The 18,806-nt window shown below is 45.7% G+C and carries 17 protein-coding genes and 1 riboswitch; of the genes, 15 read left to right on the top strand and 2 right to left on the bottom strand.

All coding sequences use genetic code 11. From position 1 onward, the window contains the following. Positions 1 to 130: 130 nt before the first annotated feature. The 15 genes from AS034_RS01785 to AS034_RS01715 all read left to right on the top strand — a co-directional run bounded on the left by AS034_RS01785 (position 131) and on the right by AS034_RS01715 (position 16,628). Positions 131 to 1,333, top strand: coding sequence for a CaiB/BaiF CoA transferase family protein (locus AS034_RS01785; protein WP_082641600.1), 1,203 nt, complete (start codon positions 131 to 133; stop codon positions 1,331 to 1,333). Between the two features lie 11 nt (positions 1,334 to 1,344). Then, complete coding sequence (leuC, locus tag AS034_RS01780) at positions 1,345 to 2,769, top strand: 3-isopropylmalate dehydratase large subunit (RefSeq protein ID WP_058297272.1); 1,425 nt, start codon at positions 1,345 to 1,347, stop codon at positions 2,767 to 2,769. Further along, entirely contained in the window at positions 2,766 to 3,374 is a 609-nt protein-coding gene (gene leuD, locus AS034_RS01775) for a 3-isopropylmalate dehydratase small subunit (RefSeq protein ID WP_058297271.1), read from the top strand. The genes leuC and leuD overlap by 4 nt, the downstream gene beginning before the upstream one ends. Before the next feature lie 43 nt (positions 3,375 to 3,417). After that, positions 3,418 to 3,669 carry a hypothetical protein gene (locus tag AS034_RS01770; RefSeq protein WP_058297270.1) on the top strand — a complete coding sequence of 84 codons (252 nt, stop codon included), beginning with the start codon at positions 3,418 to 3,420 and terminating at the stop codon, positions 3,667 to 3,669. 3 nt (positions 3,670 to 3,672) lie between these two features. Continuing rightward, positions 3,673 to 5,178 (top strand): sodium:solute symporter family protein, encoded by a 1,506-nt coding sequence (locus AS034_RS01765; protein WP_058297269.1) that lies wholly within the window; start codon positions 3,673 to 3,675, stop codon positions 5,176 to 5,178. Positions 5,179 to 5,185: 7 nt separating this feature from the next. Continuing rightward, positions 5,186 to 6,427, top strand: a complete 1,242-nt coding sequence (locus AS034_RS01760; protein WP_058297268.1) for an MFS transporter — start codon at positions 5,186 to 5,188, stop codon at positions 6,425 to 6,427. Between the two features lie 39 nt (positions 6,428 to 6,466). Next, positions 6,467 to 7,063 carry a flavin reductase family protein gene (locus tag AS034_RS01755; protein ID WP_058297267.1) on the top strand — a complete coding sequence of 199 codons (597 nt, stop codon included), beginning with the start codon at positions 6,467 to 6,469 and terminating at the stop codon, positions 7,061 to 7,063. Between the two features lie 630 nt (positions 7,064 to 7,693). Beyond that, positions 7,694 to 9,073, top strand: coding sequence for a sigma-54 interaction domain-containing protein (locus AS034_RS01750; RefSeq protein WP_058297266.1), 1,380 nt, complete (start codon positions 7,694 to 7,696; stop codon positions 9,071 to 9,073). A 304-nt stretch (positions 9,074 to 9,377) separates the two neighbouring features. Further along, positions 9,378 to 10,928 (top strand): class I adenylate-forming enzyme family protein, encoded by a 1,551-nt coding sequence (locus tag AS034_RS01745; protein ID WP_058297265.1) that lies wholly within the window; start codon positions 9,378 to 9,380, stop codon positions 10,926 to 10,928. An 11-nt stretch (positions 10,929 to 10,939) separates the two neighbouring features. Further along, positions 10,940 to 11,731 carry an enoyl-CoA hydratase gene (locus AS034_RS01740; protein ID WP_058297264.1) on the top strand — a complete coding sequence of 264 codons (792 nt, stop codon included), beginning with the start codon at positions 10,940 to 10,942 and terminating at the stop codon, positions 11,729 to 11,731. Between the two features lie 27 nt (positions 11,732 to 11,758). Beyond that, positions 11,759 to 11,881 (top strand): hypothetical protein, encoded by a 123-nt coding sequence (locus tag AS034_RS23280; protein ID WP_272867393.1) that lies wholly within the window; start codon positions 11,759 to 11,761, stop codon positions 11,879 to 11,881. Next, the gene (locus tag AS034_RS01735) at positions 11,878 to 13,377 is read left to right on the top strand and encodes a sodium/proline symporter (RefSeq protein ID WP_058297263.1); all 1,500 of its coding nucleotides are present in this window, start codon (positions 11,878 to 11,880) and stop codon (positions 13,375 to 13,377) included. The genes AS034_RS23280 and AS034_RS01735 overlap by 4 nt, the downstream gene beginning before the upstream one ends. Before the next feature lie 704 nt (positions 13,378 to 14,081). Then, a riboswitch (purine riboswitch) is annotated at positions 14,082 to 14,181 on the top strand. Positions 14,182 to 14,233: 52 nt separating this feature from the next. After that, entirely contained in the window at positions 14,234 to 15,232 is a 999-nt protein-coding gene (gene add / locus AS034_RS01725; protein ID WP_058297261.1) for an adenosine deaminase, read from the top strand. A 166-nt stretch (positions 15,233 to 15,398) separates the two neighbouring features. After that, entirely contained in the window at positions 15,399 to 15,665 is a 267-nt protein-coding gene (locus AS034_RS01720) for a hypothetical protein (RefSeq protein ID WP_058297260.1), read from the top strand. Between the two features lie 114 nt (positions 15,666 to 15,779). Then, positions 15,780 to 16,628: a sialate O-acetylesterase gene (locus AS034_RS01715; protein ID WP_058297259.1), complete on the top strand. Its 849-nt coding sequence runs from the start codon at positions 15,780 to 15,782 to the stop codon at positions 16,626 to 16,628. Positions 16,629 to 16,969: 341 nt separating this feature from the next. Here the strand turns inward: AS034_RS01715 and AS034_RS23275 are convergent, their stop codons facing one another. Both AS034_RS23275 and AS034_RS01710 read right to left on the bottom strand, forming a co-directional pair. Then, positions 16,970 to 17,098, bottom strand: a complete 129-nt coding sequence (locus AS034_RS23275) for a hypothetical protein (protein WP_269751513.1) — start codon at positions 17,096 to 17,098, stop codon at positions 16,970 to 16,972. Between the two features lie 116 nt (positions 17,099 to 17,214). Continuing rightward, on the bottom strand, positions 17,215 to 18,042 hold the full coding sequence (locus tag AS034_RS01710) for a type II toxin-antitoxin system SpoIISA family toxin (RefSeq protein WP_058297258.1): 828 nt from the start codon (positions 18,040 to 18,042) through the stop codon (positions 17,215 to 17,217). Positions 18,043 to 18,806: the final 764 nt, after the last annotated feature.

Raw genomic sequence — 18,806 nt, 5'->3', positions numbered from 1 at the left:
TTTAGAAAACACAATATTTTTATGATGTAAGCGGTCTATTTACCCTTTTTTAAATAAGTTATTGACTTATTGTATACAAGCGTTTAAATTTGTATACAAGATTAAGAAAATTCAAACAGGAGGGATGGAATTGGCTGAACATACGCTGCCTTTAGAAGGTTTACGTGTCATAGAACTTGGAACATTGCTGGCGGGACCTTTCAGCGGACGGCTGCTTGCTGACTTTGGAGCTGAGGTCATTAAAGTGGAACCACCCGGGAAAGCAGACCCGATGAGAAATTGGGGGAAATCGAAGGATGGAGTCGGTCTCTGGTGGCCGATCCAGTCCAGGAATAAGAAATCGATCACGTTGAATCTGCGGGAAGAGAAAGGCCAGAATCTTTTAAAAGAACTCGTCAAAGAAGCGGATATCGTCATCGAAAACTTCAGGCCCGGGACGATGGAGAAATGGAATCTTTCTTATGAAACCCTGTCTGAAATCAACCCGAGATTGATCATGGTCAGAACGTCAGGGTTCGGCCAGACCGGACCTTACAAGGACCGTGCCGGGTTCGGAAGTGTCGGGGAAGCGATGGGTGGCCTGCGGAATGTGACAGGTTTCAAAGATCGTCCGCCTTCAAGGATCGGGGTGTCTGTAGGGGATACGCTTACTGCTTTGTTTGCCACGATCGGGTGCCTGGTGGCTGTCCATGAAAGAACGAAATCAGGGAAGGGGCAAGTAGTGGATACGGCCCTCTATGAATCTGTCTTTTCGATCATGGAAAGCTTGATACCGGATTACATGCTGGCTGGTTACATAAGGGAGAGGATGGGGAATATCCTGCCTGGTGTCGCGCCGTCCAATATTTATTTCACCTTGGATAAGACCTATATCGTCATCGGCGCAAATGCCGACGGTGTGTTCAAACGCTTATGCGAGGCGATGGGGCAGCCGGAACTGAGCGAGGATCCAAGATTTGCGACCCATCATGCCAGAGGGGAAAATATGAAACTCTTGGATTCTTTAATCGAGGAGTGGACCAAATCGCTCAATGCGAAGGATGCCCTGCAGATTTTAGAAGAAAAAGGGGTACCGTCAGGCTTGATTTACACAGCCAAGGAAATCCTCGAGGACCCTCACTATAAGGAAAGGGAAATGATCATCAACGTCGAGCACCCGGAGCTTGGGGATTTCCCGATGCCAGGCGTTGTGCCTAAACTGAGCCGTACCCCGGGGAAGGTGAAGGAACCGGGCGCAGAACGGATGGGCAAGCATAATGAAGAGATTTATATCCAGCTGTTGGGGCTTCAGGAAGAACAATTAAGAGAGTTGGAGAATGAGAATATCGTGTAGGGGGGAAAAGGGTGGCTAAAACGTTATATGAAAAGATTTGGGACCATCATGTCGTACGGGAAGAAGAGGGACTTCCTTCTCTCTTATACATCGATTTTCATTTGGTGAATGAAGTGACCTCTCCCCAAGCCTTCGAAGGGTTGAGGATGAAGAAGCGGTCCGTTCGTAAGCCGGATCTGACACTTGCGACGATAGATCATGCGATACCGACGAGAAACCGCTCCGCCCCTTTTCAAGATCAACTTGCGAGGGAGCAGGTGGAGGCGCTGGCGGAAAATTGCAGACAATTTGGAATCGAACTTTTCGATTTGCAAAGTGAATTTCAGGGGATTGTCCACGTCATCGCACCTGAACTTGGATTGACCCAGCCCGGTCAGACGATTGTATGCGGGGACAGTCATACGTCCACTCACGGTGCGTTCGGGGCGCTCGCTTTCGGGATTGGGACAAGTGAAGTCGAGCATGTATTGGCAACTCAGACGCTGAAGCAGTACAAGTCCAAAACGCTCGAAATAAATGTAAGCGGTTCCCTTCCGGCAGGCACGACGGCCAAGGATCTTATTCTCACGATCATCGGGAAGTTCGGGCATGATTTTGCCACTGGACATGTGATCGAATACCGGGGTGAGGCGATCCAAAGTCTTTCGATGGAAGAGAGAATGACGGTCTGCAATATGTCCATTGAAATGGGAGGAAGAGCAGGGCTCATCCAGTCGGATCAAAAGACGTTCGATTATCTGAAAGGAAAGAAATATGCTCCCGTGGATGGGGAGTGGGAGCAGGCTCTTACAGAATGGAAGGAGCTTTATACGGATAGTGATGCGGTTTTTGACTTGTCGATCGAAGTGGACGCTTCCGAGGTCGTACCCCAGGTGACATGGGGGACCAATCCCGGTCAGGTCACCGGGATCGATTCACGTGTTCCTTCACTGGATGGGCTGCCTTCGGAACAGCAAAAAGCTGCGGAGAAGGCGATGACGTATATGGGGGTGACACCGGGGACACCGATGCACTCCATTCCAATCGATAAAGTGTTTATCGGTTCATGTACCAACAGCCGGATAGAAGATCTCCGGAAAGCTGCAGGCATTGTGAAGGGATATAAAGTGGCTGATTCCGTTACAGCGTTGGTCGTACCGGGCTCTCAACAGGTGAAACAGCAAGCTGAAAGGGAAGGCCTTCATTCCATTTTTATAGAAGCTGGTTTTGAATGGCGTGAATCGGGATGCAGCATGTGCCTCGGGATGAACGACGATATCGTGCTGCCGGGTGAACGGTGTGCCTCGACGTCCAATCGCAATTTTGAAGGAAGACAGGGAAGGAATGCCCGGACACATCTGGTCAGTCCTGAAATGGCGGCTGCTGCTGCGATCATGGGGCATTTTACCGATGTGCGAAAGTGGGAAACTCAGTCAAGGGAGGAGGTGCAGCCATGACAGAAGCTTTCACTGAACTGACGGGGAAAGTGATCCCATTGGATGCCATCAATGTGGATACGGATGCCATCCTCCCGAAGCAGTTCCTCAAACGGATCAAACGGACAGGGTTCGGGGAATTCCTTTTCTATGACTGGCGGTATGAAAATGGAAAAGAAAAAGAGGGCTTCGTTCTGAATCAGGAACTCTACCGGGATGCGCCGATCTTATTGACCGGAAAGAATTTCGGGTGTGGTTCTTCGAGGGAGCATGCTCCTTGGGCACTCGCGGATTTCGGGATACGGGTGATCATTGCGCCTTCCTTTGCAGACATCTTTTATAATAACTGCTTTAAAAATGGATTGCTGCCGATTGTCCTGGAAGAAAGGGAAGTCGAGGTTCTTTTCAGGAAGGCGGAGAAAACACCGGGTTACAGACTGAATGTTGATCTTGTAAAGCAAACCGTTTCGGATGACAGCGGCTTCAACAGTCATTTTATCGTGGAACCTTATCGTAAGGAACTGCTTTTAAAGGGACTGGACGAAATCGATTCTACTTTGGAAAATAAAGATAGTATTGACTCCTTTGAAAAACATCACAGTATTCATTATCGTCTCAAATCTTAGTTTGAAGAGTTGTTGAATTAAAACATGTGATAGGAGGAAAATCATGAAACAGAATCAAATCAAGGAACCGATCCGGAAAGTATGGATCTGGATTGGTTTACTGCTGCTTGTCCTTGCAATCGTCCCTTGGTATTTTCCATCCAGTGCAGTTGAACCGATCATCCTGGGATTTCCGTTATGGGCTTTTATTTCTACTGTCTTTTCCATCCTGCTGTGCGGTTACCTGAGCTGGCTGTGTGTCACGCAATGGAACATTGTCGAGGATGAAGAAGAACAGATGAAAGGAGGAGAATAGAAGATGGATTTAACGTTTGCAGGCGCGGATGGTATTATCATCCTTTCGGTATTCGCAGTTGTCATGCTGCTCATCGGGTATTTGTCCGGAAGAGGGGATAAAAACTTGCATCAAAGTTTGTCCGGATATTACTTGGCTGGAAGAAATTTAGGATTTATTGCTTTATTCTTTACGCTTTATGCCACTCAGTATAGCGGTAATACCATTGTAGGGTATGCTCCAGCTGCCTATCGAACTGGGTTTTCCTGGTTACAGTCTATTTCCTTCATGACGATCATCATCGGTATTTACTTATTATTTGCTCCCAGACTCTATGTCATCGCAAAACGAAAGAACTTTGTCACACCGACAGATTGGATCCAGCATCGATTTAATTCAAAAGCCGTCACCCTTCTCAGTATTTTTCTCATGCTATGGGGACTTGGTAACTATTTATTAGAACAACTGGTAGCCATCGGTCAGGCTGTATCCGGTATGACCGGAGGAACGGTTCCTTATCAAATTGCAGTCCTTGTCTTTATTTTCGTCATGCTCGCGTATGAGTGGATGGGCGGGATGAAAGCGGTTGCTTTTACCGACGTCATGCAAGGCTTGATCCTGATGGTGGGTATCATTGTGTTCCTGATTGGGGGATTATACCTGGTTGGAGGAAACTTTGGTGATGTGACCCGTTACATCAATGAAATGGAACCTGTCAAAACAGCGGTTCCAGCAATGGATGTGTCGATTAATTGGTTTAGTATGCTCGTGCTTGTAGGATTGGGTGCAAGTATTTATCCACATGCGGTTCAGAGAATTTATTCCGCCCAGAGTGAAAAGACATTGAAGAAATCTTTCTCACGAATGGCGTGGATGCCGCCTATCACGACAGGGTTAGTTTTCGTCATCGGTATTATCGGTATCATGCTTTATCCAGGTCTGGATAAAGGGGGATCCGAAACAATCGTCGGACTCATGGCGAACGATATTGCGGCGATCAACCCATTCTTCTATTGGATCATGATCATCTTCTTCGGCGGGATCGTAGCCGCGATCGTGTCGACTGCCGATTCAGTATTGCTCAGTTTCTCTTCCATGCTCTCAAATGATGTGTATGGGAAGTTCATCAACCCGGGTGCATCAGAGCATAAGAAAGTAATGGTCGGGAAAATCGGAGGAATCATCGCCGTCTTCCTTCTATTATGGATTGCGTGGAATCCTCCGGGGACGCTGTATGAAATCTTTGTATTGAAATTTGAGTTGTTGGTTCAAGTCTTCCCGGCGTTCGTCCTTGGACTCTACTGGAAGCGACTCGACAAGCGGTCTGTATTCTGGGGAATGCTGATAGGTGCTGTACTTGCAGGATTCCTGACCTTTACAGGACATAAGACAGTGTACGGAATCCATGGGGGAGTCATCGGGCTGACATTGAACTTCCTGATCTGTGTGGCAGGGTCCCTTCTCGTTCCTGTTTCGAAAAAGAGCATGGTGATCGAGGATGAGCCTATGTCATTAGATGTGAAAGCGTAGCAGACCTATGAATACTGCTCAACAACAGATGGAGAGGGCCGTTTACCGGGAACCTTGGAGGATGCTTGCGTGCCTCCTCCTTGCCCAATTATTGGTGGCTTTTATCGGGAGAAGCGTGGGGCCGTTGGGTGTCCTCATTGGAGAAGACCTGGAATTGACGAAATCTCAAATCGGCATGCTGCCTGCCGCCCTCTTTCTGGGGCAGGGACTTGCTTCGATCCCGGTAGGGTTTGTCGTCGATCAAACCGGTTCAAAAAAATTACTGCTGGTTATCTCTTTAGTTGTAGGCGGCAGCTTCATTCTCATGACATTCTCCCATCAATTCGGGTTCGTACTCCTTCTCGTTGCCATTGGGGGATTGGGGTACGGGGCGATGCATCCTGTGACAAACAGGGGAATCATTCATTGGTTCCAGCGGACTCAACGCGGATTTGCGATGGGAATCAAGCAGACGGGCATTACCACAGGATCAGCTCTTGCAGGGCTGGTTCTTCTGCCTTTAGCTTCGGTTTATGGGTGGAGGCATGTAGTTGCCATAGCGTGTATGCTGCTGATCATTGGCGGGGTGGTTGCTTTTACCCTTTATCATGATTCAGTTAAGGAAACGAATAATGGGGAGAAGGACCGGGCTTCATTTTTATATTCAATGAAACATATGCTGGCGAACAAGCCGCTGATGATCGTCAGCATCAGTGCGATGGGATTGAGCGGCTCCCAGCTGTGCCTGGTCACCTATATCGTCATTTATTGCTATGAATACTTGCATATCTCCCTCTTTTTATCAGGGGTACTTCTCGTCATTTCAGAAATATGCGGATCGATCGGCCGGATCGTCTGGGGACTTATCAGTGACCGGCTGTTTAAAGGGAAACGCGTCATTGTGCTGATGATCATTTCGGGAATAGCCGGGGCGGCGAGTTTGACCCTGGCATTCTTACCTTCCAATACGGCATTCCTGGTGATGATTCCGATCACGATGGTGTTCGGATTTGCCATATCCGGTTTTAATGCGCTGTGGATGAATGTGGCCAGTGAGGTAGTGGATGTCAGGTTTTCCGGGTTATCCAGCGGATTTAGTATCACACTTGGGTCAATGGGTGTCATCACATTGCCGCCGTTATTTGGATTTGTTGTGGATTCGTTCGGGAGTTTTACGGCTGGATGGCTGATGATTGTCGGTGTGATGATTCTGGTGTTTTTGTTATTGCTAATGTTGATTTTGGAGTTGAAAAAGAAATCGGCATACTAGGTTTAGTCTTCGTGCTGTACATGAAAGGAGTTTGGAATAGTGGAATTTAATCCTGAGGAGTTAGTAGAAAAACAAGTTTATAAGCTGTTGAGCGGATCCGTGGTACCGAGGCCAATCGCATGGGTGTCTACTGTATCGTCATCCGGTACCTTGAATCTCGCGCCGTTCAGCTTTTTTTCGGTGGCGTCGAGGAATCCGCCTATGCTATCAATTTCAGTGGGACCCGGTGTAGGAGAGAGGGAAGGGACGGAGAAGGATACGCTTGTTAATATCCGGGATGAGAAAGAATTCGTCATTAATGTTGTCCCAACCTTTCTTGGAAATGAAATGCAGAAAAGTGCTGAGAACCTTCCGAGCAGCGTTGATGAGTTTGAAGCGGCGGGAGTAACGGCGATTGACAGTGTCGTGGTGAGGCCGAAACGTGTGAAAGAGGCACCCATCCAAATGGAATGCAGGCTTGAACAAATCATCAAACTGGGCAGTGACCACTTAATCATCGGCCGAATGCTGCGTTACCATATTGATGAAGCATACTATCTAGGAAACTATAAGATTGATTTGGATAAACTGCAGCCGCTCGGTAGGCTGGCGGGTAATTATAGTGAGATGGGGGATTATTTTTATTTGCCGAGGTGAGTGGCTGGGTGGTTTGTGAATAGAAGGGATAGGAACTGTGGTTTTTTTGAAGGGAGAACCGCAGGGACAGGTGCCGGGGGTTTAAAATAGACCGGGGTGCCTGTCCTTTTGCAGGATTCGGTTCATTTTTTAGCCTATATAGACGAAAAGTCAGCAAAACTTTATATGGGGCAGGTGACCTCATGTTGAAAACCCCGGTACAAAGGGATTTTTAGATGAATGAGGAACAGGTCTTATGCTCCAATTTTCGTTTTCGATCCACTTTTCAACTTTTTCAAGCAACATTTTGAAAATACGATCCACTTTTCAGATTTACGTGCAAGATTTTCATTTTTCATTCCACTTTTCTTAGTTTCCGTGCAACTTGTCGAATAATCTTTAGATGGTGGATTAGATGGTGGATTTGAATTTCCATTGAGAAGTTTGTGAAAAGCCGCGGGGACAGGTACCGCGGTTTTTACCTGTAGAAATACCGGCATCTCTGTCCCCGTACTTTCACCCTACCGGAGTACCTGTCCCTATGATTACTGAATTTATATCTGACTATTTTTAATTTTCAATTTACTAATACTTAAACATGATCAATCATGCTACTATAAAAGATAGAAAGCCAAAAAAGGGGATGGTCTTATGAGGGGTACCGAACTGTTTATTAATGACCACTTGCTTGATCTCATTTTTGAGAGTGCTTATTACGGGATTGTCATTGTGGATTGCGAGGGGATAATCCAATACATAAGCAATAACTATTGTGAGTTTTTAGAGGCAGACCGGGAAGAGGTGATTGGGAAGCATGTGACGGATGTGATTGAAAATACCAGAATGCACCTTATCCCGCGGACAGGTCAGAAGGATATGGCGGATGTGCAGCTGCTGAGAGGGGAGTTCGTGATTGCCAATCGAATTCCCATCATCGAAAACAATGAAATCCTGGGGGCGATCGGCACCATCCTTTTCAGGGATCTTGATGATTGGAAGAAGATGAATAGTCATATAAAGGATGTCCTTTCAGAGCTCAATTATTATCGCAATGAATGGGAAACCGAGAATGGACTTAAGTATTCCCTGCATGATCTTATCGGTAACACTCCTGAGGTCACCGAGTTGAAAGAACGTGTGAAACGGGTGGCCAGCGGGGATATTTCCGTACTGCTCAGGGGGGAGAGCGGAACCGGAAAGGAAATCCTGGCCCAGAGTATACATAAACTTAGTGAGCGCAGCGACAAGCCTTTTGTGAAAGTGAATTGCGGTTCCATACCGGAACACTTGTTGGAGTCGGAGCTTTTTGGGTATGAGGAAGGGGCATTTACTGGTGCGAAAAAGGGAGGGAAGATAGGGAAGTTCGAGTTTGCGGCCGGCGGAACGATTTTTCTGGACGAGATCGGAGACATGCCTCAGCACATGCAGGTAAAGCTGCTGCGTGTTCTGCAGGAAAAGGAATTCGAGCCGGTCGGGGCGCTGCAGCCGAAAAAAATCAATATCCGTGTGATAGCTGCGACGAATCGTCCCCTGGAAAAAATGATCGCGGACAAGCTGTTCCGAGAGGATTTATTTTACCGGGTCAATGCTGTTCAACTCTTCATTCCTCCGCTTAGGGAGCGGACGGAGGATATTCATTTACTTGTTGATCATTTTTTGAAAAAAGTAACGGTGAGGATCGGGAAGCGTGTCACATCAGTCTCCCCGGAGGCCCTGTCCATTATCGAACAATATGAGTGGCCGGGGAATATCAGGGAGCTGGAAAATGTCATCGATGCAGGTGTCCATTTATCAGACGGCGAGATAATGGGAATCGAGGCTTTACCGGATTATTTGGTGAAAAGCAAGACCACCAAGATGGAAAAACGAAGTCTGAAGAACATAATAGAAGAGACGGAGAAAAAAGCAATCGAACGGGCTTTAAAACAGTGCGGATACGATAAAAATAAGGCTGCTGAGTCGCTGGGAATAGGGAATTCCACGATCTATGACAAAATAAAAAAATATACGATTACTGATTGTGTTGAATAAATCCGGGAGTTCGGAATTCTTTCCGAGCACCCGGATTTTTTTCTTTTTATCCACATACCGCGTATTTATGGGATTTACTAGCTGTATTGAATAACTAGAAAATTCAGAAAAGTAAAAATGCGTTCTGGGAAATCGGAAAAAATATCAATTTTAGATGTTAGCCAATCCTGGGGAATCAAGCGAATACGGGGCATTTCTTTTTTGGCACGAATCTTGCAAAGAGTATTTATAAAGGGAGGCAAGTTTTAGAAAGTACATTCTTACTCGGAATTGTATGCGCTTACATAATTAAGGAGGGAGTCAATTGGATGTCGGATATTTTACAAGAAGAATGGCGAACGATCTAAACCCTCAGAACCCATCAAAAATCGCCATTAAAGAAGAGTCGGGAAAATCGTGGACATACAGGGATCTTCACCGGGTTTCGAATGCTTATGCAAATAAACTTCGTGAAATGGGTGTGAGAAAAGGGGACCGCGTTGGGATTCTACTTTATAACTGCCTGGAATACTTCGGTCTTTATTTCGCTGCCGCCAAGATCGGGGCGATTGCTGTCCGGCTTAATTTCCGTCTCTCAAGCAATGAGTTTGAATACCTGCTTAACGATTCGGATACAAAAATACTCTGTTTCCATTCAGATTTGGCCAGTGAGCTTGAGCCTGTGCGCAGCAAAGTCTCTGTGCAGCGGTTTATTTGCCTTCCACACGAAGACGGGAACATTCCAAACTGGGCTGAAAGCTGGCGGGTTTTAGAGAACGGATCAACAGATGAACTCAGGTCTGAAAACATCAAACTGAACGAACCAGTCATGCTGATGTATACGTCGGGAACGACTGGAAGGCCCAAGGGTGCCATCTGGACTCACGAAACGACCTTTTGGTTCTCCTCGATGCAGGCATTAAAGTGGAATTTTACCGGGCAGGAGGTCGGCATGACGACCGGACCCCTTTACCATGTTGGGGCCATGGAGGATATCGCCCTTCCCATCCTCATGATGGGAGGAACGATGATCATCACAAGAAGCCAGGGATTTGAGATTGGCAGGATCCTGGGAGTGATGGAGAGGGAGAGGGTGAACGAATGTTTTTTATTCCCCTTCATGATTTATGAAATGCTGAACGATCCGGATATAAGCAGGTATCAGCTGGAGGATTTGAAGACGATTTACACCGGCGGAGATCCGCTCATGCCATGGGCACTTGAAAAATTAAAGGAGCAATTCCCGCATATAGGGGTCGTTCAGGTATACGGGCTGACAGAGGGAACGCCGATTGCCGCATGTTTGAATCCAGAGGATGTTTTTACAAAAGGACATACCGTCGGAAAGCCTCTGCCTTTAACGGAGATTCATATCATTGATGAAAATGGTGATCAGCTCCCTCCAGGTGAGGTCGGGGAGATTGCCATTAAGAGCCCTGCTGTTTCAGCCGGCTATTGGAGAAAGCCTGAAGCGACCAGGGAAACATTCGTAAATGGTTTTTGCAGGACAGGGGACTTGGGCCGGCTCGATCAGGATGGCTACCTGACGATTGCAGGCAGGAAAAAAGATATGATTCGAAGCGGCGGCGAGAATATCTATGCGGCTGAAATCGAGGATGTCCTCTACCGGATTGACGGCATAAGGGAGGTCTCCATCATTGGTGTCCCTGATCCACACTATATCGAAGCGGTTTGCGCAGTGGTTGTGAAAGATGAGGGTGCCAATCTTACTGAACAAGGAATCATTGATTATTGTAAAAGCCAGCTAGCCAGCTACAAGAAGCCAAGGAAGGTCATATTTGTGAATGAATTGCCGCGCACACCATCCGGGAAGGTGCAGAAATTTATTTTAAGAAATCAATACAGCCATAAGTGAGGAGGGTACGGATGAAAAAAATACAGGTTGTTTCATGGTCAAAACAGCAGTGTATTGCCACAGTTACGATCGATAATCCGCCTGTGAATGTGCTGAGCGCCGAGGTCATCGAGCAATTGTCAGCCGCCGCGGATGAAATCGGAAGTGATTCCAGTGTGAAGGTCGTCATTTTGACCGGGGCCGGTGATAAGGCATTTGTGGCAGGAGGGGATATCAAGGGTTTTCCTGACTGGACAGGTAAAGGGGTGGAGCTGGCCAAGCAAAAATCGCTCTGGCTGCAGGAACCGCTCAACAAGATTGAACGACTGCCCCAGCCTACGATTGCGGCGATCAATGGTTTTGCATTGGGAGGCGGCTGTGAACTTGCGTTAAGTTGTGACATCCGGATTGCTGAGGAGCAGGTCAAGATCGGCCTTCCTGAAATAAAGCTGGGGTTGTTCCCGGGGGCTGGAGGGACGCAGAGACTGCCGAGGCTTGTAGGGAAAGCCAGGGCTAAGGAAATGATTTTTACCGGAGAACCTCTGACCGCTGAAGAAGCGAACCGGATTGGGCTGGTTAATCACGTTGTTCCAAATGGAGAGGCGTTGAAAAAAGCGGTGGAGCTTGCCGAAAAAATCAGCCGGTATTCTTCCCCATCACTTTCTTTTGCCAAACGTTCAATAGATAACGGTTTTGAACAGCATGTGGATGAAGGGCTTGTTACCGAAGCCGAATATTTCGGCCGGGTCTTTCAAACGAAGGACGTGAAGGAGGGGGTGGAGGCTTTTATCCAAAAAAGGGAGCCGAATTTTGTTGACAGGTAATAAACGAATATAAAAGGAGGGATTGACTTGTTTGGATTATCGCCGTTAATGACTTTCATGTTATTTGTATTTTGGCCGGGCGCCATTGTGGCAGCAGGCATCTGGGGAGCTGTGGCGTTCAAAAACAATGAAGAGGAGGATGTTTCATGATATTAGCGATTGGAATCATTTATTTGCTTGTCATATTGGTTATCGGATTACTTTCAATGAGGCATCAAAAGGATATGGATACGTTTTATACGGGAGGAAGAAGGTTCGGCCCCTGGCTTGTGGCGCTCGCAGTTTCATCCACAACCATGTCGGGGTACGGATTCATCGGGCTGACGGGACTCGTTTATGAACATGGCTATGCCATCTTCATGATCGGAATCTTTGCCACGGCGGGGATATTCGTCAGCTTTCTAGTCTTGGCGAAGCCAATGAGGAGAATCACACAAAAATTCGGGGCATTGACGATTCCGGATCTTCTGGAAGTCCGCTATAACAGTAAAGCCATCCGTGCGATCACCGCCCTGGCGATATTAGGCGGCGCAATCGGTTACCAGATGGCTCAATACAAAGCCCTCGGGAACATGCTGCAAACCGTTCTTGGAGTTGACTATAAGCTCGCGTTGTTTATCGGTGTTGCCATCCTGACCGTTTACGTAGTCGGCGGCGGTATGATCAGCGCTGTCTGGACGGATTTCATTCAGATGATCGTCATGGTGGCCGGGGCTCTGATCGTCTTCATCGGCGGGATGAGAATGGTTGGCGGCATGTCCCAGCTTAACTCGGAACTTGCCGGCATGAACCCTGATTTGGTGCAGGCATTCCATACAACCGGCCCGATCGGCATTTTCGCCTTTATCTCATATTTCTTCATTTATGTAATCGGCCATCAAGGACAGCCGCATGTTGTATCCAAGTTTTACATGATCAAGAAGCTTTCCATGCTGAAATGGGCGTGCATCATTGCTGCGGGTACGTATGGACTTACTGCGTTATTATGGTTTGTCGGTCTCTACACAAAAGTCATGGTCAATCGCGGGGAAATGGTGGCTCCTGCCTCACCGGATATGGTGGCGCCGATGTTTATCGAAAACTTCTTCCCGCCGGTGATTGCCGGATTGATCTTCGCAGCTGTCATGGCTGCCATCATGTCGACAAGCGAGGCGTTCCTGCTGGTTGCAAGCTCATCCATCGTAAGGGATATCTATCAGCAAATCATTAAAAAAGGTGAAAAGCTTCCTGAAAAGAAAGAATTGGCCCTGTCCAGATGGTTCACATTGGCCATCATCGTCTTGACATTCCTGCTTTCCCTGAATCCGCCGGATCTTGTAGGATGGCTCGGAAACGCTTCATGGGGAATATTCGCCGCTTCACTGGTACCGGTATTAAGCATCGGAATCCTTTGGAAGCGCGCCACCAGAGTCGCTGCCATCTGGTCATCGGCCCTTGGATTCATCTTCAGTATCGGTCTTTATATTTTAAAAGTGAAGGGTGTCTATGTTCCAGCCCTTGATACTGGAGCAATTGCGATGATTATTTCGACCGTATCACTTGTCGGAATCTCTCTTGTAACAAAACACGAAGCAAGTCCGATATTTGAAAAAACCTCTAAAGATAAAACAGCCGGGGAAGATCCGGCTGCTGCGAATTTTTCTTGATTGTGTTGGTGGCAGGTGCTTTTGCGCGATGGTGCGTGGGGAGTGCCTGTCGTTTTTTTGGGGGTGAGCCGCGGGTGAACCGGGGGGACAGGTACCGTGGCTCTTTTGGTTGATGGGATAGGAGAGTGGAGCGAGAACCGCAGTGGCAGGTACTGCGGTTTTTTTATGGTTAAAGTAGATCCGGTACCTTTCCTTATAATATTTGCTGGATTTTGTTCATTTTTCAGCTTAAATGGACGAAAAGTCAGTGAATTTGTATATGGGGCTAGGGGCTGGATATTGATAACCCCGGTGCTAAGGGATTTTTATATGAATGAAGAGTCGGTCTTATGCTCCAATTTTCGTTTTCAATCCACTTTTCCACTTTTTCAAGCAACATTTTGAAAATACGATCCACTTTTCAGATTTACGTGCAAGATTTTCATTTTTCATTCCACTTTTCTTTGTTTTCGTGCAACTTGTCGAATAATCTTTAGACGGTAGTTTCGTTTTTCTGGCAAGCAGATGATCGGTTCGCCTTTGGAGAAGTGTTGAGGGACAGGCACCAGTCATTATGAGTTTAGTGTGGAAAGGAGGTGAGAGACCCCACTCAGTTACGACCGTTATTGATTTCCTGCCATTATTCCTCCACTTCTGAGCCACCGTACCTGTCCCCCCGGCTCTCTACTTGACAATAAATGAACAATTTATTATCGTAATCTAAAACCGAATACGTTATTTATATTCGTATAACTCCAATAATATGGTTTGGAGGTCTCTACCAGGAACCAAAAAATCCTGATTACGAAGAAGATACTTTTTCTTGTATTTTCTTCGTAATCAGGATTTTTTTATGAGAAATTGAGGAGGTCCATTAATGAATATTGCTGATATGCCAAAGATTGAATTGCACTGCCATTTGGATGGGAGTGTTCGGCCTGAAACGATTATCGATATTGCCAAAAGGGATGGCATCCGTATCCCGTCTGAGAATATAGAAGAGATGAAAGAAGAGCTCATTGCTCCGCTGGACTGCAGGTCATTAGATGAATACTTGGAGAAATTCTCGATCCCCAATGCAGTCATGCAGACTAAGGAAAATTTGAAGAGGATTACTTTTGAGCTTTTTGAAGACGCTGCAAATGAACAGGTGAAATACATGGAGGTACGGTTCGCTCCATTGCTTCATACACATCAGGGATTATCCGTTGAAGAAATCATTGCAAGTGTGATCGAGGGGATGCAGGAAGCAGAAGGGCAATTTGATATCAGAGGGAATATCATTTTATCCTGCATGAGGACGATGGCTCCTGAACGTGCTTTTGAGGTCGTGGAAAAGGGGAAGGTTTTCCTTGGCAAGGGAGTCGTCGCGATTGATTTATGTGCTTCCGAAGAGGAAGGGTTCTGCGCGAAATTCATTGAACCCATCTCGCTTGCCAGGGAATATGGCTACAGAGTCACGATCCACGCAGGTGAAACGGGGATCGGAAGAAATGTGCTCGAGGCTGTTGAATGGCTCGGGGCTGAAAGAATCGGCCACGGTGTATATATAAAAGACTGCGATGAAGCCTATCAGGTTGTGAAGAATAAACAGATCGTGCTGGAAATCTGCCCGACCAGTAATGTACAGACCAAAGCTGTTACCCGATTCGAGGATCATCCCTTATACGATTTCCACAGGGACGGAATCAGCGTCACCATCAATACCGATAACAGAACGGTATCGGATACAACGATGACGAAGGAATTTAATGTGGTCTGGAATCAGTTTGATATGAGCGGTGAGGATTACAGGGAGATCTATATGAACAGCGTGGAAGCCGCTTTTGCAAGTGATGAGATTAAAGAAGAGTTGAAGAAGTATTTGGTGGAGTAGAGAGCCAGGGGAACAGGTCATGAGGCCTGTTCCGCTGCGATCATGCTAAGTCGTATAGGAGCAGGTACGTTTTTTATGGAAATAAATCTGAGTCCAATATCATCCTAAAATATGGTACTCTTGAAGATAACAAGACTATTTGTTATCGGTAAGGAGGCGCATACTAATGAAGGTGAAAATAACCCGGATTCTTGAGAACATGGCAGCCATCCTTTTGGTGATGTGGGGTATTCTTCAAGCCTTCTTTTTTCCTAAATATGGGTATGGAACGGAACTTGGCTACTATGTGAATATTGCAGGTCCTGCCCTGTTTTCGTTGTGGCTGTTGACTCTGGCCATCAAACATGGTGTGGAAAAAGATTTTAAAAAGTTTAGTCTGTATCTCCTGCTATCTGTTTTCATCGCTTATGTGTCTGCACCTTTCGTTCTCTAACTGGACTGTAGGCTGATTTAAAGGCTGAAAGACGCAGCGGTACCAAGATGGCCAATAAAGGCAATGAAAGCAATAATATTAATAGACCTTTGTATAAAAGAAAGAAGGATTTTTATGAAATCAATATTATTAATTGGACAATCGAATATGGCAGGCAGAGGGTTTCTTGAGGATGTAACGCCAATTTATAATGAGCACATACATATGCTGCGGAACGGCAGATGGCAAATGATGGCGGAGCCGATTAATGTGGATCGTCACATATCTGGTGTTGGACCCGCAGCTTCTTTTGCTCAGGCTTGGACAGAGGATCATCCAGGCGAGTCCGTAGGGGTCATACCATGTGCCGAGGGAGGAAGCTCCATTGATGAATGGGCAATAGATGGCCTCTTAACAAGACATGCAATTTCAGAAGCGAAATTTGCTATGGAAACAAGTGAAATAGTAGGTATCCTTTGGCATCAAGGTGAAAGCGACAGTTACGGAGGGCGTTATAAGACGTATGAGGATAAATTACTTTTATTATTCAAACACTTGAGAAAAGAATTGAATGCACCAGATATCCCGATTATGATCGGTGAGCTGGGGCAATATCTCGGCGAATCAGGATTTGGAAAAAGCGCTGTCGAATATAAACAAATAAACCAGGTATTATCCAGGGTTGCTCATACCGAAAAAAATTGCTATTTCGTAACCTCGAAAGGCTTGACGTCAAACCCGGATGGCATCCATATTGATGCTGTTTCACAAAGGAAATTTGGTTTAAGATACTATGAAGCTTTTTCAAAACAGACGCATGTTTTAGATAGATTAGAAATAGAGGACGAATGGGTTGGAAATCTAACAAAACGTGAATTAACTAAAAACGAACAGATCTTTGTTCAAAGTACGAAGTTTGCTTTAGGACAATTGAGTTTTGAGGATTTTTCTATCAATATCTCCACTATCAATGAAAATAAGTAATACAAAAATGTTTAACAAAGGACGCCCTTCTTGAATAAGGAGGCGTCTTTTTTGCATTGAGTTGGATTCTAACAACATTTAAAAGGGAAGGGGGCTGGTGAATAAGAGGGTGTGAAGGATTCCGCATATACAAATGTGGCCGTAACAGTACAGAAAGATACTATATGAAAACAGAGCCGGATAGCCTTGTTTTATTAGTACTCTGCTCTAATATTTTTTCTGTATTACCGGTATCCTGGGCTGGTAACCGTTATGAGGTTGGGCTTAAATAAGAAAAAAAGCGAGCCCCATGCTTGCTTTTTTAGTAACTTCATATATTCATAATGTCAATAACACCGAATTCATCCAAACATCCCCTTAATCGATTTAATGACCTTCAGTGCTTCTTTATTCTTTTTATCTATTTTGGTTTCGCCCTTAAGATGCGTCACTTTTTTAGGGGCGGGCTTCTTATTTTCGTCCTTGTCCATGTTTTCACACTCCTGTTCCTGCTTGGTTACTATCCATCATATTCAGGAGGAGGGAAGAAGTATACTCATAAAATAAGTAAGCAGGGTGCAAGATAGCTTTCTGCACCCGGGTTGTTTTAAAGCGAATAAAAAAGATAAATTAAGTTGGTGATGTGGATCGCATCAACCTCCAACACTTCACCGATATCCTCTTTTAAGACGACAATGAACTGGTCTGTCTCCATAAATACAGGTACAAGCATGCTTTCATCCTCGATCAGAGGAACGACAGCTGATTGTGCCAGAATTTCCACATCCTCTTCCTCACTGTCGAAGTCAAAGTTGTTAATGGTCTTGATTTGTTCTACTGTCATCCTGATTCCTTCAGTTAACCGGTAGGCATCTACAAGCACTTCGATCTCATCGGCAGCCAATCCCTCTATCACTGAAGGATCTGCATCATCAGCTGAAAATTCAATAAGGGGGATCCGGTGAATCTGAATGTCGAAACCGAACTTTTCAGCATAGAGGTCAAGATAGTTACGTAACTCTTGATCCGTGTAATTCCTGAATGGAAGCAGCTCACTGTTGGTTTGAATCATTTCAGACATCGCTTCGACCCGGTAGACCATGGCTTTATGAATCTTGTCATTGGCCTTGATGATCTCTTCCACGTAATCGGTGTAATGAAATTCAGCACTCCAAATTTTCATGATGCTCGGAGTCAGCAGAAGGGCGATATCCATAAAAACCACGATGGCAGTCAGGGTCAGGATCAACTCCCAATCAGCCAATCGGATTTCATCCAGCAATAAACCGAGGGAGATGGCTCCGATAAACAATGTATAAAGTGTTTTCCGCAATGTCCGGAGAGACACATGATATCTTAACGGTTTAAAGATGAAAAAAGCTAAATTCGCCAGCGAAAAGACCAGCAAAACAACAATGTAAAGTTTAAAAGCCATGCCACCCCTCCTGCTTATTTCTGTCTGCCAGCCTATTGAGAGTGCCAGTTAATTAAAGTATCTTTCTAGTATTTTATTGGGGAATGGTTAGATGATTCCTTTTTTCTTGAGGAGCGTTGGGGTTGGGGCATAGGGGACAGGTACTGCGGTTTTTTGTTGATTAAAATCGGAGTGCCCGTCCATTTGGTTGTTTGTTGTACCAGGGGGATTCTTAAAAACCACGGATTCTATTCGTTTTTCAGAATAAATGGCCGAGAAGTAGGTAAATCACGTTATGAATGGGGTCACTTCATGATGAAAATTTCGGTTTTAAAGGATTCCTGATTGAAGAGAAACCGGTTTTGACTCTTCAGATATCGTTTTCGATCCACTTTTCAACCTTTTCAAGCCACATTTTAAAAATACGAGCCACTTTCTAGATTTACGAGCCACTTTTTTTATTTTTCAAGCCACTTTCCTCTGTTTTCGAGCAACTTGTCGAATAATCTTTAGATGGTGAATCGACTTTCTCTTAAATAGATGATTCTTTTTCCGTAAAAGAATATCGGGATTGTTATGGGTTTGGGGTGAACTTGAATAAATGGGATGAAGCTGGGGAGCAACAATGGATAACGACATAAATGGTGTTGTGAGCCGGGGATATTTTGGTTACATAAAGAGGGGGTTGCGGTGATGATGGATATGTTATGTTGCCGTGGATGGAGGAGGAAGGGCTTGTGAGGAGGGAGAAGGCTGGGGAGAGTTTGTTGGAACGAATAGATGAA

Origin of the sequence: [Bacillus] enclensis, from assembly GCF_001456935.1 — a bacterium.
Classification (GTDB): domain Bacteria; phylum Bacillota; class Bacilli; order Bacillales; family Bacillaceae_B; genus Rossellomorea; species Rossellomorea enclensis.
This window is presented reverse-complemented; position numbering and strand designations above follow the sequence as displayed.